Annotated in this window: 14 protein-coding genes; 7 read left to right on the plus strand and 7 right to left on the minus strand. The window is 60.8% G+C overall.

Annotated elements, in window-relative coordinates:
* Positions 1-206: 206 nt before the first annotated feature.
* The gene (locus tag Q0899_RS18320; protein WP_298359911.1) at positions 207-1,019 is read left to right on the plus strand and encodes a lytic transglycosylase domain-containing protein; all 813 of its coding nucleotides are present in this window, start codon (positions 207-209) and stop codon (positions 1,017-1,019) included.
* 4 nt (positions 1,020-1,023) lie between these two features.
* Complete coding sequence (locus Q0899_RS18325) at positions 1,024-2,457, plus strand: UbiA family prenyltransferase (protein WP_298298941.1); 1,434 nt, start codon at positions 1,024-1,026, stop codon at positions 2,455-2,457.
* 53 nt (positions 2,458-2,510) lie between these two features.
* Here the strand turns inward: Q0899_RS18325 and Q0899_RS18330 are convergent, their stop codons facing one another.
* From Q0899_RS18330 to Q0899_RS18350, 5 genes are all read right to left on the minus strand, one after another.
* Positions 2,511-3,248 carry an SDR family NAD(P)-dependent oxidoreductase gene (locus Q0899_RS18330; protein WP_299194813.1) on the minus strand — a complete coding sequence of 246 codons (738 nt, stop codon included), beginning with the start codon at positions 3,246-3,248 and terminating at the stop codon, positions 2,511-2,513.
* Positions 3,245-4,558 carry an FAD-binding oxidoreductase gene (locus Q0899_RS18335; protein WP_299194816.1) on the minus strand — a complete coding sequence of 438 codons (1,314 nt, stop codon included), beginning with the start codon at positions 4,556-4,558 and terminating at the stop codon, positions 3,245-3,247. Before Q0899_RS18335 ends, Q0899_RS18330 begins: the two co-directional genes overlap by 4 nt.
* A 5-nt stretch (positions 4,559-4,563) precedes the next feature.
* A complete protein-coding gene (locus tag Q0899_RS18340; protein ID WP_298359904.1) occupies positions 4,564-5,547 on the minus strand; it encodes a lysylphosphatidylglycerol synthase transmembrane domain-containing protein in 984 nt (327 codons plus the stop codon).
* Positions 5,548-5,647: 100 nt separating this feature from the next.
* Positions 5,648-6,379 (minus strand): NUDIX hydrolase, encoded by a 732-nt coding sequence (locus Q0899_RS18345; protein ID WP_299194820.1) that lies wholly within the window; start codon positions 6,377-6,379, stop codon positions 5,648-5,650.
* Positions 6,360-6,779 carry a DUF983 domain-containing protein gene (locus Q0899_RS18350; RefSeq protein WP_299194823.1) on the minus strand — a complete coding sequence of 140 codons (420 nt, stop codon included), beginning with the start codon at positions 6,777-6,779 and terminating at the stop codon, positions 6,360-6,362. The genes Q0899_RS18345 and Q0899_RS18350 overlap by 20 nt, the downstream gene beginning before the upstream one ends.
* A 178-nt stretch (positions 6,780-6,957) precedes the next feature.
* Between Q0899_RS18350 and Q0899_RS18355 the strand changes: the two genes are divergently transcribed.
* From Q0899_RS18355 to Q0899_RS18370, 4 genes are all read left to right on the plus strand, one after another.
* Positions 6,958-7,428 carry a calcium-binding protein gene (locus tag Q0899_RS18355; RefSeq protein WP_299194825.1) on the plus strand — a complete coding sequence of 157 codons (471 nt, stop codon included), beginning with the start codon at positions 6,958-6,960 and terminating at the stop codon, positions 7,426-7,428.
* Between the two features lie 87 nt (positions 7,429-7,515).
* Positions 7,516-8,091 carry an RNA polymerase sigma factor gene (locus Q0899_RS18360; protein ID WP_299194827.1) on the plus strand — a complete coding sequence of 192 codons (576 nt, stop codon included), beginning with the start codon at positions 7,516-7,518 and terminating at the stop codon, positions 8,089-8,091.
* On the plus strand, positions 8,088-8,450 hold the full coding sequence (locus Q0899_RS18365) for a hypothetical protein (protein WP_298298961.1): 363 nt from the start codon (positions 8,088-8,090) through the stop codon (positions 8,448-8,450). Before Q0899_RS18360 ends, Q0899_RS18365 begins: the two co-directional genes overlap by 4 nt.
* 5 nt (positions 8,451-8,455) lie before the next feature.
* Complete coding sequence (locus tag Q0899_RS18370) at positions 8,456-8,932, plus strand: periplasmic heavy metal sensor (RefSeq protein ID WP_299194830.1); 477 nt, start codon at positions 8,456-8,458, stop codon at positions 8,930-8,932.
* Between the two features lie 7 nt (positions 8,933-8,939).
* Here the strand turns inward: Q0899_RS18370 and Q0899_RS18375 are convergent, their stop codons facing one another.
* The gene (locus tag Q0899_RS18375) at positions 8,940-10,304 is read right to left on the minus strand and encodes a diguanylate cyclase (RefSeq protein ID WP_299194833.1); all 1,365 of its coding nucleotides are present in this window, start codon (positions 10,302-10,304) and stop codon (positions 8,940-8,942) included.
* Positions 10,305-10,390: 86 nt separating this feature from the next.
* Here Q0899_RS18375 and Q0899_RS18380 point away from each other — a divergent pair, with 86 nt between their 5' ends.
* On the plus strand, positions 10,391-10,669 hold the full coding sequence (locus tag Q0899_RS18380; protein ID WP_299194836.1) for a DUF3572 domain-containing protein: 279 nt from the start codon (positions 10,391-10,393) through the stop codon (positions 10,667-10,669).
* A 93-nt stretch (positions 10,670-10,762) separates the two neighbouring features.
* On the opposite strand, the gene Q0899_RS18385 is transcribed toward Q0899_RS18380, so the two are convergent.
* On the minus strand, positions 10,763-13,948 hold the full coding sequence (locus Q0899_RS18385) for a 2Fe-2S iron-sulfur cluster-binding protein (RefSeq protein WP_299194839.1): 3,186 nt from the start codon (positions 13,946-13,948) through the stop codon (positions 10,763-10,765).
* Positions 13,949-14,010 lie beyond the last annotated feature (62 nt).

The raw sequence follows: 14,010 nt of genomic DNA on the forward strand, positions 1-14,010 counted from the left end.
AAAGAAACGTAAAAAAATCATTAACGCTTTGTTTTAGAATGAAAATTTTATTGAAAAAACTTGATCTAGCTTGAATCAGGTGTGTCCTGCATGCCGAATATGGCGGCTTTGCCTTAGAAAACGGCCTGAATCTGTAGTGTTCTATGCGGAAAGTCGCATAAGGTCGGCGGAAATAACCAAAAACAATAAGACAGATCGGGCAGGTCATGTCGTACAGACGAAATATCCTGATAACAGCGCTCGCGCTTTGCGTGGCAGCACCCGTGTCTGCGGGGTCTCACAAGCCTGCTTTTGGCGGAGATTTCACCTTTCGCAAGATCAAGCCGCCCTCATCGGGGGCCGGTCGCAGGATCACGGTGCAAATCAAACCTGAAGATCAGCCCAAAGTGGCGGCCGCGGCCCCAAAAGCGGCCAGCAAGGCCAAATCGTCCGATCTTGATTGGTTCTGGGACACGGTCTCTCCTGATATTGGCACACCGGTCGCGGGGCGTTTTACCGATGCGGTCGAACATGTTGCCAAGGCCCCCACAGGAAAAGGGGTCCCCGAACCACGCCTCGACACGTTGCAAAGCATTGCGAGCGCGCACGGCACGGATATCTTGATTCAAACGCTCGACAAGAAAGTGTCACCCGCGTTGGTGCTGGCGCTGATCGCTGTGGAGTCTGGTGGCCGCACCGGTGCGGAAAGCAACAAAGGCGCACAGGGCCTGATGCAGTTGATCCCGGATACGGCTGCGCGGTTTGGCGTGACCGATTCGACGGATCCCGTTCAAAACATAAAGGGCGGCGTTGCGTATCTTGATTGGCTGATGAAAGAGTTCAACGGCGATCCTATTCTGGCGCTCGCGGGGTATAATGCGGGGGAGGGTGCGGTGCGCAGCCACAATGGCGTGCCGCCTTATGCGGAAACCCGCCTCTACGTCCCAAAGGTCCTGGCGGCCTGGCGCGTTGCGCGGTCCATATGTCTGACGCCGCCCTTGCTTGTCAGCGACGGCTGCGTGTTCCGCACGAAGGGCTAACATAATGGCAAAGACGAAACCCCTGGTCCTTGATGTGGACGGCTCGTTCCTGCGTACCGACATGTTGTTTGAATGCTTTTGGGCCGGGATGGGGCGCGATCCCATCGCGACGCTGCGCGTCATCAAAGACACGTTCGGTGACAAGGCTGCATTGAAGGCGGGGCTGGCCGACCTTGCGCGCCCGCGTGTCGATCTGATGCCGGTCAGCGCGCCTGTCGAGGCGGTCGTTGCAGCCGCGAAGTCCCAAAAGGTCGAGGTGGTGCTGGCGTCGGCCTCCGATATATCGTTGGTGACCGAGCTTGCGCAGGTCCATGATCTATCCCCGACGGTCTTCGCGTCCGAAAACGGTGTGAACCTGCGTGGTGCGGCCAAGGCAGACGCTCTGGTGGAGGCTTACGGCGAAGGTGGGTTCCATTACGCCGGCAACGAACCAGGAGACATGGCGATCTGGGAACGGGCCGATGAGGCAATCATCGTGGGCACGGTTGCAGGGGCCAAATTGGCTCTGATTGCCGAGCATGGCGTGACCGAGTTGCCCGGCGGGTGGGCGTGGCGGGACCTGATCCGCGCCCTGCGACCGCATCAGTATGTCAAAAACGTTCTGTTGTTGCTGCCGTTGATTGCGGCGCACCAATTCGGGCTGGTCCCGTTCCTGACGATCCTGTTGGCCATCGTGGCTTTTTCTGCCGCGGCTTCCTGCATCTATGTGGTCAACGATTTGCTCGACCTCGAGGCAGACCGGCTGCATGTGAAGAAGAAGCATCGTCCCTTTGCCAGTGGCGCAGTGCCGATAAATGTCGGCATGATAACCTGTCTGGCACTCGGAGTGATCGCGCTTGGCGTTGCGGCGTTCCTCAATTGGGCGTTTTTCGGAATAGTCGCGCTCTATATGCTGCTGTCGCTTGCCTATTCGCTGAAGCTGAAGCGGTTGCGCTGGGTCGATATCGCCACGTTGGCCGCTCTCTATACTATACGGGTCGTAGCGGGGGCGGCTGCGGCTGAGATCAATGTCACCGGCTACATGTTGGCGTTCATCTTCCCGGTTTTTGTCACGCTGGGATGCGTGAAGCGCTTGACGGAGCTGACGTTGGCCACCTCTGACGAGCGTCTGCCGGGCAGGGGGTATGGCAAGCCCGACCGCCCCGATTTGATGAATGTCGCGTGCCTTGGCATGTTTGCGGCTTTGCTTGTGTTCTTCCTCTACAGCTATACCGATCACGCGCTATCGCTTTACAAGTCGCAATGGTTGCTTTGGGTGGCGATGCTGCCAATTGGCGGCTGGCTGTGGCGCATGGTGTCTCTGGGGTACAAGGGCAAGCAGGACCACGATCCTATCGTATTCGCCATGAAGGACCGGCACGGGCTGTCGCTGCTGATCTTTGCGATCACCATTATGTTCTACGCCGCTGGGCTGTTCCACGACGCGTTCGGGTTCTGAAGGGCGCATTTTTTCACCGAAAAAATGGTGCCAAACTTTCGGTGAAAGTTTGGCTACACGCTCATCTTCTTGAAGATGCGCTCCGGGATGCGGGTGATAATTCCCATGATGATGGCCCAGAAGAAGGGCGTGTAGATCACGTTCTTCTTCTTCTCCACGGCCTTCAACAAGTCTGCGGCCACCTTTCCAGGAGGCGCCACGAGGAACATACCCTCAATGCCCCATGTCATTGCGCTGTCGACGAAGCCGGGCTTTACGGTGACCACATGGCCCCCCGAACGCGTAAGCCGGTTGCGCAATCCGCTTAGGTAGGTGTGGAAACCCGCTTTCGCGGATCCATACACGTAATTGCCGATCCGGCCGCGGTCACCTGCTACCGAGCCCACGCCAATCACGCTACCGCCGCCGCGGTTTTCCATCTCCGGTGCAATCGTCTGCAAAAATGCGGCAGGGCCGGTGTAGCTGTCCATTACCACGCCCTCGATCAGCGATGGGTCCGCATCGATGGCGTCTTGCGGCGGCATCGAGCCCACGAAAACGGCGACGTTTATCATGCCTTCTTCTTTGGCGACCCGGTTCACTATGGCTGCGAAGCCTGACTGCTGCCGGGCGTCAAAGGCCACGGCTTCGGCCGCGTCAGCGCCACGCAGCATGCAGTCGGTCGCGCTTGCCTCTAAATCCGCCATATCGCGACCGGCCAGAAAAACACGCGCACCGTCTTCGGCAACGGCACGGGCAAAGGCCTTCGCCATAGAAGAGGTCGCCCCAAGTATGATCCAATTCTCGGTCATGACGCGCTCCTGATCTTCAATCGACGGGTGAGGTCGGTTTCATAATGGCCTTCGGGGTCGGCTTTGTTGGCCGCTGCGGCGAACTTCGCAAGGTTTGGATACATGGATGGCAGGTGTTTGGCCTCCAGCGTCGCGTCCTTGGCCAGATAGACGCGGCCCCCGGCTTCGGCGGTCATTGCCTCCAGCTGGCCGATTAGCTTTGCCGCTTTATCGCCCGCACGAAAATCAACGGCCAATGTATAACCTTCCATCGGGAAGCTCATCAGGCCGGCGCTGCCGCTGCCCATGCGTTTCAGTACGGCCAGGGGGGAAGCCAGCCCGCTATGGGCGATCTTCTCCAGCATGCGCTTCAGCGCGTCCAATTGTGCAGGCGGCACCACGCATTGGAACTGCATGAAGCCGTGTTTGCCGTAGAGCTTGTTCCAGTCATGGATCGCATCCAGCGGGAAGAAGAAGTCCTGAATGGGCTTCACGCTGGTGCGCCCTGTTTCCGGCACGCGGCGGAAATAGGCGCTGTTGAACATCTTCACCACCGGCTTGGACAGCGCGAAGCGTGGCGCGTTGAACGGCACGGACTTCGACTTCTTCTTGGCGGGCACCAGCCCGTATCCGGTTTCGCCTTCTTCCAAAATCCCGCGGCCCAGCGCGTCGCCTTTGGCGGTCGCGTCGATCCAGCCGACGGTATAGGTGGCCTCCGACCCGTCCAGCGCCTCGACAAATTCGTCAAACCCGTCGATGCGGCGTTCGGTGACCGTCATCAGATCTCCCTTGCAGGCCAGCAGCTGAAGTTTGGCTGACACGATCACGCCTGTCTGCCCCAGACCGCCAATGGTGGCCTTAAAGAAGGCGGCATTCTTCTTGGGTCCAACTTTTTGGGTCTTGCCGCCGTTCATCAAGGTTATCTCGGTTACATGCTGTCCAAACGAGCCTGCGCCATGGTGGTTTTTGCCATGCACGTCGTTGGCGATGCAGCCACCAACGGTGGCGAAGCCGGTGCCCGGCATCACGGCGGGCAGCCAGCCTTGCGGCGCAAATATCTTGGCGATCTCGCCCACTGGCATTCCGGCCTCGACCTCCAAAATGCCGGTCTCTGTGTCAAAGCCGATCATCCGGTCAAGCCGCACCATCTTGATAGCGCTGTGACCGTCATTCAGGCAGGCATCGCCATATGAGCGGCAATTGCCAATTGCGGGGCCTGCGTCATCCGCCAATGCGGCGGCGAGCGAAGACACCCGTTCAGGGCGGGCCACCGGGCCGGTGGCTTCGGCCACCCGGCCCCAACCAGTATAGGTGAGCGTTTTCCAAAGCATATGCGTCAGACCTTGTTTGAATTCTTTTCGGCGATGGGGAACGCGATGAGGCCAACCAGTATCGCGAACCAGAGTGTGGTGATGCGGATCACGGCCATGGCCGGAACAGCGGTTTCCAGGGGGACGTTTTGCGCGGCCAGCAACATCAGCATCGCCGCCTCGGCGCCACCGACCCCGCCGGGCGCGCCTGTCAGCCCGCCCGCGAGGGTGGAGAAGAGAAAGATCACCGTGGCCGCCGCGAAGGTGATGTCCGCGCCCATCCAAGTCAGCAGTAGAAACAGGGCGTAGCCTTCGGCGGTCCAGCCGATGATGCTCAAAGCCAAAGCCGGCAGCGCCACGGAGGGCTTGCTGAAGATGGCCATCGATCGTGCCGCCCGAAGCAGCTGCACGAAGCGGCGGGGCCAGCGGCCAACGGCTTTCCAAAGCCCCTTCACGATACCGGCCAAGAGCACGGGTCGGGTCACCACGGCGGCGAAGCCCACAGCCAGCACGGCAACGGGGATGGCACCCACGGTGCCGGTTTGCGACAGCACCACGCCACCGGCAAGCACCAGCCCCATGGCGGCGATGTCGAAGACGCGGTCAATGAAGGGCAGCGGCAGGATACGTTCAAACGGCCAGCCGGTCAGGCGAGTGATCCAGCGCAGGCGCACCAACTCGCCGATACGGCCTGGGGTGACGGTCATCGCGAAGCCCCCCATGAAATGCAGCACGTTGTGGCGCAATTCCAACGGTATGCCCAACCGGCGCGAGAACAGATGCCACCTCAGTCCGCGCAAAATATAGTTGATCATCGATAGGGCCAGCAGGCCGGTGAGCTGTATCGGGCTCAGAAGGCGCAGCTGCGCCCACGTTTCTTCCCAGCCGATGGAGGCTGCCAACCCTATGAATCCAATGATAAATAGCGCCATCAACCCCAAGAGGACCAGAAGGTCCCGCTTGGGGCGATGTTCGCGTGTCGGCTCTTGTAACGGCCGTGGACTGCTCATGCTCATTGTCATTGGGTCCGCAGCTAGCAACAGAATAGGGCAGGATTATGAAACTGTTTCCAAATCGAAAACGCCAGCCAATTCGCCGTGATCCGCACTATTAGGACAGCCGCAAGAACTCCGAGATGTCATGCGTGTTGTTGAAGAACGGCACTGATGTCGGCGGCTTGCCGGAGCGGGCGAGCGCCGCAACTTCGGCCAGCACCACTTCGGTTATGAATGGCAGGTTCAATTTGCGCGCTTCGTCCAGTTCTACCCAATGCAGATGGCTCAGCTCGTCTTCGGCGGTTGAAAAGTCGTCCAAATCCCCGGTTGCGCGTTCAGCGTCGACTAGGAAGAACCGGGCGTCGAACCGGCGGGGGCGTTTCGGCGGCGTGATCGCCCGGAAGATATAGTGAAAACCAGCTGCTGACGGCACCTCGCCTGCTGCAAAGAATGCGGCCCAGTCATCGGGAAGGTCTGCAGGGGAGGTCCCCGGCGCGCTGAACTTAAGACCGGTCTCTTCCCAGACTTCGCGGATCGCGGACGCAATGATGGCGCGTTCCATGCCGACCGGTGACCGCATGGCCAGCCGGTTCATTGTTTCGGCCCCGGGCATCGCGGCCAATGGCACGTCGCCGTCGTCCAGTTCAACAGCGCCACCCGGAAAGACGTATTTGTTAGGCATAAATGCCGCGTTCTTGCCGCGCTGCCCCATCAACACCCGAGGGTTTGTGGCGGCGTCGCGCAGCAGGATCACGCTGGCGGCGTTTCGGATGGGGGCATCGTTCATGGTGGCAGACTGGCCTGTGCCCTCCGCGGCGTCCAGCGGATTAATGCGTTTTGAAGCCATGCATCCGTTTGGCCCATTGCAGCCCTATCAACCCGCCTTTCAACCGAGGCAGCAGAAACAGGCAGGACGCGACGCATCCCACTGAAAACACCGAGGCCACAATCAGCGGGTCTGGCTCGTCAAAATGGGTAAAAGTCATGTGCAGGAAGGGCGCCATAATATGACCCACCACCAAAATGGTCAAATAGGCGGGGCCGTCATCGGCGCGGTGGTGGTGCAGTTCTTGTCCGCAAGTCGCGCATTCGTCGCGGACCGTCAAGTAGCCTTTGAACAGCGGGCCGTTGCCGCAATTTGGGCAGCGCCGTTTCCAACCGCGCAGCATGGCTGGCTTGGCCAACCTGTCCGCAGCGGGTGCGGTGGGCTCCGTAGAGGTTGTGTCGATGGAGATGTCGCTCGCCATGTTGGCAGTCCTTTGCGCTGGTCCGCTCTGCATAGTCCGATTCCAATGCGATTGCACCGCGACAGCCTGTCTTGCGGCGGGATGTCGCAATTTTTTGCGACGGAATGGGCGACCGGTCCCGTTTGTACTTCTGACAGCACCGCGAAGGCGCTGAGAAACCGAGGTAAGGACCCGATCAATGACCAAGACAATGACCGCCGCAAAAACGATCCTATTGGCCGCGGGTGTGGCCGTGGCAATGGTGCCGACCGCCAGCTTCGCGAAAGGCGAGGGGCGCGGCAACGGCCCACGTATCACATTTGAAGCTTTGGATTCTGACGGCAACGGCGAAGTGACCAAGGCCGAGATGGAAGCTGCGGCTGACACACGCTTTGCCAATTCTGATTCCAATGGCGACGGCTTTCTGACCAAAGAAGAGCTGACCAGCGCCGCGAATGGTCGCGCAGAGAAACGCATCGAACGGATGTTCGAACGGCGCGACGCAAATGACGATGGCAAGCTGAGCACCACCGAGCTGCGCCCGAGCGACGATCGCGCAGCCGAACGGTTTGCCCGTGCTGACACCGACAATAGCGGCGGCATTTCCAAAGAAGAATTCGAAGCTGCGAAGAAGAGCCGTCACGGTCGCCGCAAGCCTGCCTCCGAATAATCGGTTGCGGCACTCTGGCCCGGCGTCATGTCCCTCGACGTCGGGCCAATTGTCCCTTGAGGGCGGGGCGGTTAGCATGAAATCGGAATGGAAATGGCATTGGATCAGACCGGCGAGGTGACAGATGATGCGCTGTTGGTGCTCTTTGCCAACGGCGACCGGTCTGCTGCCGCAGAGCTGACGGCGCGGCTCGCGCCGCGTTTGTTGGGCTATTGCAACCGGATGCTGCGTGACTTGGCGGAAGCGGAAGACGTGGTGCAGGAGGCCATGCTGCGGCTGTGGAAGATGGCGCCTGACTGGCAGCCCGGCGCCGCAAAGCCATCGACCTGGGTGTTTCGGGTGGCGTCCAACTTATGTACCGACCGGTTGCGCAAAAAACGTGGCGTTGGACTGGATCAAATCGCAGAACCCGCTGATGACGCGCCCGGCGCGGAGGCGGCCATGATGCAAGCCGAACGGGTTTCGGCGCTGGACGCCGCGTTGCAGGACCTGTCGGAACGGCAAAGGCAGGCGGTTGTCCTGCGCCACATCGAGGGGCTGTCAAACCCCGAAATTGGCGAAATTTTGGAAATCAGTGTCGAAGCGGTAGAAAGTCTCACCGCGCGCGGCAAGAGAGCATTGGCTGCGGCTTTAGCCAGCCGGAAAGAGGAGCTGGGACTATGACCGGACCTGACAAAGATCTGAGCGACGCGGCGCTGGACGCGATGTTTGACGAGGCGCGGACACATGACCCGGCGCCGTCTCCAGACTTGCTCGCCCGGATTGCAGCGGATGCCGCAACGGTACAAAGAGAGGTCGAAGCGCCAGCCGTCGAGCCTCCGCGCACGTTTTTCGGCCAGGTGCTCGAGGTGTTGGGCGGTTGGCCCACGGTTGGCGGATTGGCCACGGCAACTGTCGCCGGTCTCTACATTGGTATGGCTCAGCCGGGCCTGGTCGGGTTGGAGGCAGAACTTGCCGACGGCACGGATTTCGTGACCTCCGCGCTTTTGCCCGGCGATGATCTGTTTTTTGAGGAAGGATGACAAACGTGGACGACAAGAACACGAAGAAGGCGTTGCCGTGGATGCGCATCCTGCTTGTGGCCTCGTTGGCGGCCAACCTGCTGATTGTAGGCGTTGTGGCAGGCGCCATGTGGTCGGGCGGCCCCAAGACTGTCAAACGGGACCCTGGCGGCCGCGGCATCGTGGCGGGCCCTTACGGGCGTGCTTTTTCTAAAGAGGAACGCGCCGAAATCAGACGGTCCTTTGAGGAGCGCAAGCCCTGGTTTGACGAAACACGCCGCAAGATGCGCGGGTTTGGGCAAGAGATTGCGACCGCCGTGAGGGTCGAACCTTTTGATGGTGATGCCATACGGGCCATTCTGGTACGGCAGCGTGAAATTCAAAACGCGCTGCAGGATGAGGGGCAGAACCTCATGCTTGAACGGGTAGAGGCCATGACCCCGGAGCAACGCGCCGCATTTGCTGATCGGTTGGAAAAGGCGTTGCGGGCCGGGAAGCGATAACGCCGCTTTACGCCGCCGCGCTGACGCTGACCATGTTCCGGCCGTGCGATTTTGCGCAATAGAGCGCCTCATCTGCCTTTGCCATCAGCACCTCGATGGAGGGCGCCCGCCCGTCATTGTGGACCAGTCCGATGCTGGAGGTTACGCGCACCGCCCGGCCGGTTGCCGGGGCTTTGATTTTGGTCTCGTCAATGACCTGACGCAACCGTTCTGCGGTCCCGATGGCCTGCGCAGGGGTTGCGCCGGGCAAGGCGATCAAAAATTCCTCCCCACCAATGCGGGCAAGCATGTCAGTGTCACGCAAATTCGCCTTTAGCGCGCGGGCGATGGTGGCCAGAACCTGGTCCCCCACACCATGGCCGTGAAGGTCGTTGATCTTCTTGAAATGGTCCAGGTCAAGCATCAGCACCGCAAATTCTTCCTGCTTGCGCGCAATTTGCCCAAGTTTTTCGGTGGCGAAGCGGCGATTGTAGACGCCGGTCAGCGGATCGGTAATTGCCATGCGCAAGCCGTCGCGGACCTTCAGACGCAGCGCGTCATCTTGCAGCTTGATCTTGGCCAGAAGTTCGGCGCGTATGCGCAGTTCCTTGGCATTGGCGTCGCAGGAGACGACGTAATCCGCCCCAAGATCGAATGCGCGCGCCACATATGTCGGCTGTTTTGGATCCATCGCAAGGATAAGACCAGCTCCGCGCGCGGCACCTCGGCTGCGCAGATCGGAGAGCAGGGTTAGCGCGGCTTCCTCTCGCCCGGGTTCTACCATCAGCAACACCGTGTCCAGCTCTGGCTCCGCGCGCAAAGCGGTCAATATGCCGGCGTGATCTTGTACCATGATTTGGGGCGGCGGAGGGGATGAGACCGCGTCCGCAATGGCCCCGGCGCAATGCCGTGCGTCATTCAAGCTTGACGCGACGATTGCCAGCCGCGTGGGCCGCGTGACCTTAGCCGCCGTATCCGGCATGTCGCGTAAATAGGTTTGTTCACCGTTTTGGTCCGCGCCATTCTGACGCCGCATCAAAGCACGCAGTTGCGCCAGCAACACGCGTTCGCTCAACGGGCGTCTGATGACGTCGTCGTAGCCTGCAGCTAACGCATCCAAAACGTCCTGGTCGGCCAGGGCATCGGTGATCATGACCAGGGGAACATGCTGCGTAGTCGTGTGAGATTTGAGCGTGCGGCACAAACCCAACGCCCCGCCGGGGCCGTCAAGATGGCGGTCCGCGAAGATCACGTCAAACGGCATGGTGCGGATATGCTGGTCCGCCTCGCGCGCGTCGGCGGCAACCACCACGTCATATTGCGCCGCCCCGAGCTTGGCCTTCATCACGATGCGCCGGGTTGGGATCGCGTCAATGATCAGAATGCGTCTCATCGGGTTTGGCGGCTCTCCGTCTTGCGTTGACTTGAAGGTAAGCTATGAGTGAGTCTGGTTAAGGAAACCTTTAAATCGGAGCGCACGTGAACACCGACGCAGCCCAAAATCTTGCCCTTCAGGCGCTGACATGGATACTGTCCACAGACGACCTTGCATGCGTCTTTATGGGGTCCACCGGGACGTCGGCCGATGACATGCGTGCGCAAGCGACCGATCCTGCCTATCTGGGGTCCGTTCTGGACTTCCTTTTGATGGATGACGCGTGGATCACGGGCTTTTGCGACGGCGCGGGCTTTGACTATATGGACCCGATGCGGGCGCGCCAGCTATTGCCGGGCGGGGACCTGCCGAACTGGACCTGATTGAGCGCGTGCCGCGCGTTTGATGTTTAAGGGGTTTCACCCCCTCGTCGCTGACGCTCCTTACCCCCAGCATATTTGGGGCAGAAAGAAGCGTTAGAGGTCGATCTCAATTTCACCGTTTTCGGCAGCAGCGCGGCTTTGGCACAAGATCATGGAGGATTCGCGGTCCTTGTTTGAGAGAACAAAGTCGCGGTGCTCCACCTCGCCGGAAACCACCTTGCATTTGCACACGCCGCACAAACCGTCAGAACATTTTACGTCCACATGAACACCTGCAGCCAGCAACGCATCCGTTGCGGCCTCATCGGCTTTCACCTGCAGGGTTTTGCCTGATTTGGCGAGCTTCAATGTAAAGTCGAAATTTTCAAAGTCAGGCTGTTCAGGAACGGAGAAATACTCCAGGTGCCGTTCCTCCTCGGCGAAGCCGTTGGCCTCTGCCGTTTCCATCACGGCCCCCATGTAGATCTCCGGCCCGCAGGTATAGGCATGTGCGCCGGGGCGGTGTCTGAGCGTGTTGGACAGGTCGCAGCGGGTGCCTTCGTCAGAGAAGTGGTAATGCACTTTGTCGGCCCATGGGACCGCGGCGAGATCATCCAGGAAGCCCGCATTTTTCCGCGACGAACATGAATAATGCAGTGCGAAAGGCTTGCCCAAAGCGTGCAGGCGGTGCGCCATGGCGATCATCGGGGTGACCCCGATACCGCCGCCCATCAGGTAGGTGAAGGAGGCGTCTTCATGCAGCGGGAAGTGATTGATCGGCTTGGAGATGAAGACGCGCCGGCCCTCTTCAAAGATGCGGTGCATCAGCTTGGAGCCGCCGCGGCCCGCGTCTTCCCGCAAAACCGCGATTTGGTATTTGGACCGGTCAGCCGGGTCACCTGATAGCGAGTATTGGCGGAAGAATTCCGGGGCCACGACCACGTCTATATGCGCGCCAGCGGCGACGGGCGGCATGTCTGAACCGTCCGGCATGGAGAACTCGTATTTGGTCACCCCGTCGGTCATGAGCTCGACCTTGGACAACACCGCCTGGATCACCGGGCTTTCCATCTGGTCGGCGGTGTATTCATGTTCGGTTGGTTGGCCCGCGGCGCGGCGTTTCTTGTGCTCTTCGGCCGGGATCATGTCGGCGTAGGCCTGGATGCCCGCCTCGCGGTCCATGGGGAACGGGTAGTTGAAGGGCGGCGGGGCCAGCGGGGCGGGGTAGACCGCCAATGTCTGGTCCTCGAATCTCAGGTCCAGATTCTTGGACAGCGGGCGCGCGTTGACCGGGCCCTTGGGCGGGCCATACGGCCCGTCATCTACCATTTCGAGGTCCCACCACCATTTCTTGACCGGGTTGATCTCCCCGTTGCCCAACTTGTCATCCATGGCCGCCAGAGCCTTGGCCGCGGAGGGCACCGTCATGGCCAGTTTGCGGAACGGGGCCTCAGAGAACAGCCCCTCAAGGTTCCAGGGGCAGGTTTTCATGCAGCGCCCGCACATGGCGCCGTTTTTCTGGCTAACGCGGTAGGTGGTGCAGCGCTGACTGTCCGACTTCCAAATCTCGTAGCCGTTGAACATCAGCTTCGGCCCCGCGGTGATGGCGCCCGACGGGCATTCGCGGGCGCATTTGTTGCAGGCCTCGCAGAAGTTTTGCAGCCCAAAATCAATCGGCTTGTCATGGGTCATTGGCATGTTGGTGGTCACCACGCCGGATTTTAGCCTTGGCCCAAGGAACGGGTTCAAAATCACCTCGCCAATGCGGGAGACCTCGCCCAAGCCCGACAGAAGCAGCAGCGGCGGGTGCAGCACCTCGTCATCCATGACCGAATGCACGCGGGCGGTGTAGCCAAGGTTGCGCAGCTGCTGCGCCAGCACCCCGCCGAGCAGCGAGAAGCGCAGGTAGGCCCGCATGGATTGTGCGCAGGCGATCCAGTCGTCGCCCGACGCGCCCTCCATGGTCTCATGTCCCTGATCCACGATCATCGAGATGGCGTTGGAATGGTAGGGGGTGATCGGCTCGCCCGCGGCGTTGTGGGAATAGTAGGCGTAGTCGGGGCAGGCGCTGAGGCCCACCGCGTCGACGCCCAAGAAGTACAGCGCGGCTTTGATGTTGTCGGCGTTGCGGGCGGGGTCTTGGGTCGAGGGATGCACCTCCGCCGCGTCGCCGTCCTGCAGCACCACCATCGCGCCTAACGAGGGACGAAACGCGAAGGCAGAGGCGGATTTGCGCACGTAATTGCCGTTCTTGGTGGCTTCTTGGGTGATCTTGCCCAGATCGCCGAACAGCCCGCGCGCGAACATGTTGGCGCGTTTGGGCACGCGGGCCACGTTGGGGGCGTCGATATAGGTGGTGGGGGTGTCGACGCGTTTCAAAGTCTCAAACGGGTGCGGGCCGTTGACATAGTCGCGCTTTGCGTAAGGGTCGAAGTTGCGGGCGTTCTTGGCGTTCGCCCCCAGCCCGGTGGTCCAGGCGGCAGGCGGGCGGGCCGCGACGTTCAGCGGCTTATCCGGCGTAGGCGCCAGCGTGGTGGTGATCACCGCCAGCCCGTAGCGATCACCCAGAAACGGGTTACGCCCATCGGCATGGTTTAAGCCTGCGGCGACCGCCAGCTTACCCAGATGCACGTCGGAGGCGGCGGCGGAGTGCGCGCGCGCTTCCCATCCCAAAATGCGGATGTAGTTGGACAGCGTCACGGCCGTCTCCATACCGCGCAGGCAGGCCCGGTGGTCTTCGGCGTCCGCAATCCAATCCGCGCCGCGTTCCGAAGGCTTCGGGTCGCGGGGCATGTCATACAGGAACACCAGCGCGTGGGTGTGGTGCCGGCACGACGCGGGCGGCGCGCGCATCGCTTCGCGCAGGCCCGCCATGATGACGTCAATGCCGGCGGCAAAGGTCTTGGGCTGCTTGGTCTTCAGCGTCTCCGCCAGCCGGTCCACATCAGGGTTGGCCAAGGGCTCATCCAACCATGCGTCCTGTGGGATTTCGCAGATGCCGACCATGGAGGCGTCGCAGTAATAGCCGAATGCCTTCAGGTGGTTGGCCTGCTCAAGCGGGTTGGTGGGGATGGTCGCGCGCTCTTTCTTGACCAGCCCCTCGCGGGTGGCGTCCAGCATGGCTTGGTAGTCCTGCATCGCGTTGACGATGCTGACAGGGTCTTCGGGGCGGCGAAAGCTCAGCCCCTCCATTGGGGGCAGGCGGCTGAGGTCGGGGGCGGCCTCAGAACGGGCCAGCTTTTCGAGCGGGTAGGAGCCCAAATGCACGGGGCGGTTCTTGTACGAAAATAGCTTGCCCATCGGGTCCCTCCAGCGGTCACATCAAGCTTATGCAGGAAGACGCGGGGAGGCTAGACGAAACT

This window comes from uncultured Litoreibacter sp. (assembly GCF_947501785.1).
In the GTDB taxonomy this organism is placed as follows: domain Bacteria; phylum Pseudomonadota; class Alphaproteobacteria; order Rhodobacterales; family Rhodobacteraceae; genus Litoreibacter.

What these genes read in the sequence shown, in the direction of transcription:
- Q0899_RS18320 (WP_298359911.1), top strand. Translation starts at nt 207, where the DNA reads ATGTCGTACAGACGAAATATCCTGATAACAGCGCTCGCGCTTTGCGTG.
- Q0899_RS18325 (WP_298298941.1), top strand. Translation starts at nt 1,024, where the DNA reads ATGGCAAAGACGAAACCCCTGGTCCTTGATGTGGACGGCTCGTTCCTG.
- Q0899_RS18330 (WP_299194813.1), bottom strand. Translation starts at nt 3,248, where the DNA reads ATGACCGAGAATTGGATCATACTTGGGGCGACCTCTTCTATGGCGAAG.
- Q0899_RS18335 (WP_299194816.1), bottom strand. Translation starts at nt 4,558, where the DNA reads ATGCTTTGGAAAACGCTCACCTATACTGGTTGGGGCCGGGTGGCCGAA.
- Q0899_RS18340 (WP_298359904.1), bottom strand. Translation starts at nt 5,547, where the DNA reads ATGAGCAGTCCACGGCCGTTACAAGAGCCGACACGCGAACATCGCCCC.
- Q0899_RS18345 (WP_299194820.1), bottom strand. Translation starts at nt 6,379, where the DNA reads ATGGCTTCAAAACGCATTAATCCGCTGGACGCCGCGGAGGGCACAGGC.
- Q0899_RS18350 (WP_299194823.1), bottom strand. Translation starts at nt 6,779, where the DNA reads ATGGCGAGCGACATCTCCATCGACACAACCTCTACGGAGCCCACCGCA.
- Q0899_RS18355 (WP_299194825.1), top strand. Translation starts at nt 6,958, where the DNA reads ATGACCAAGACAATGACCGCCGCAAAAACGATCCTATTGGCCGCGGGT.
- Q0899_RS18360 (WP_299194827.1), top strand. Translation starts at nt 7,516, where the DNA reads ATGGAAATGGCATTGGATCAGACCGGCGAGGTGACAGATGATGCGCTG.
- Q0899_RS18365 (WP_298298961.1), top strand. Translation starts at nt 8,088, where the DNA reads ATGACCGGACCTGACAAAGATCTGAGCGACGCGGCGCTGGACGCGATG.
- Q0899_RS18375 (WP_299194833.1), bottom strand. Translation starts at nt 10,304, where the DNA reads ATGAGACGCATTCTGATCATTGACGCGATCCCAACCCGGCGCATCGTG.
- Q0899_RS18385 (WP_299194839.1), bottom strand. Translation starts at nt 13,948, where the DNA reads ATGGGCAAGCTATTTTCGTACAAGAACCGCCCCGTGCATTTGGGCTCC.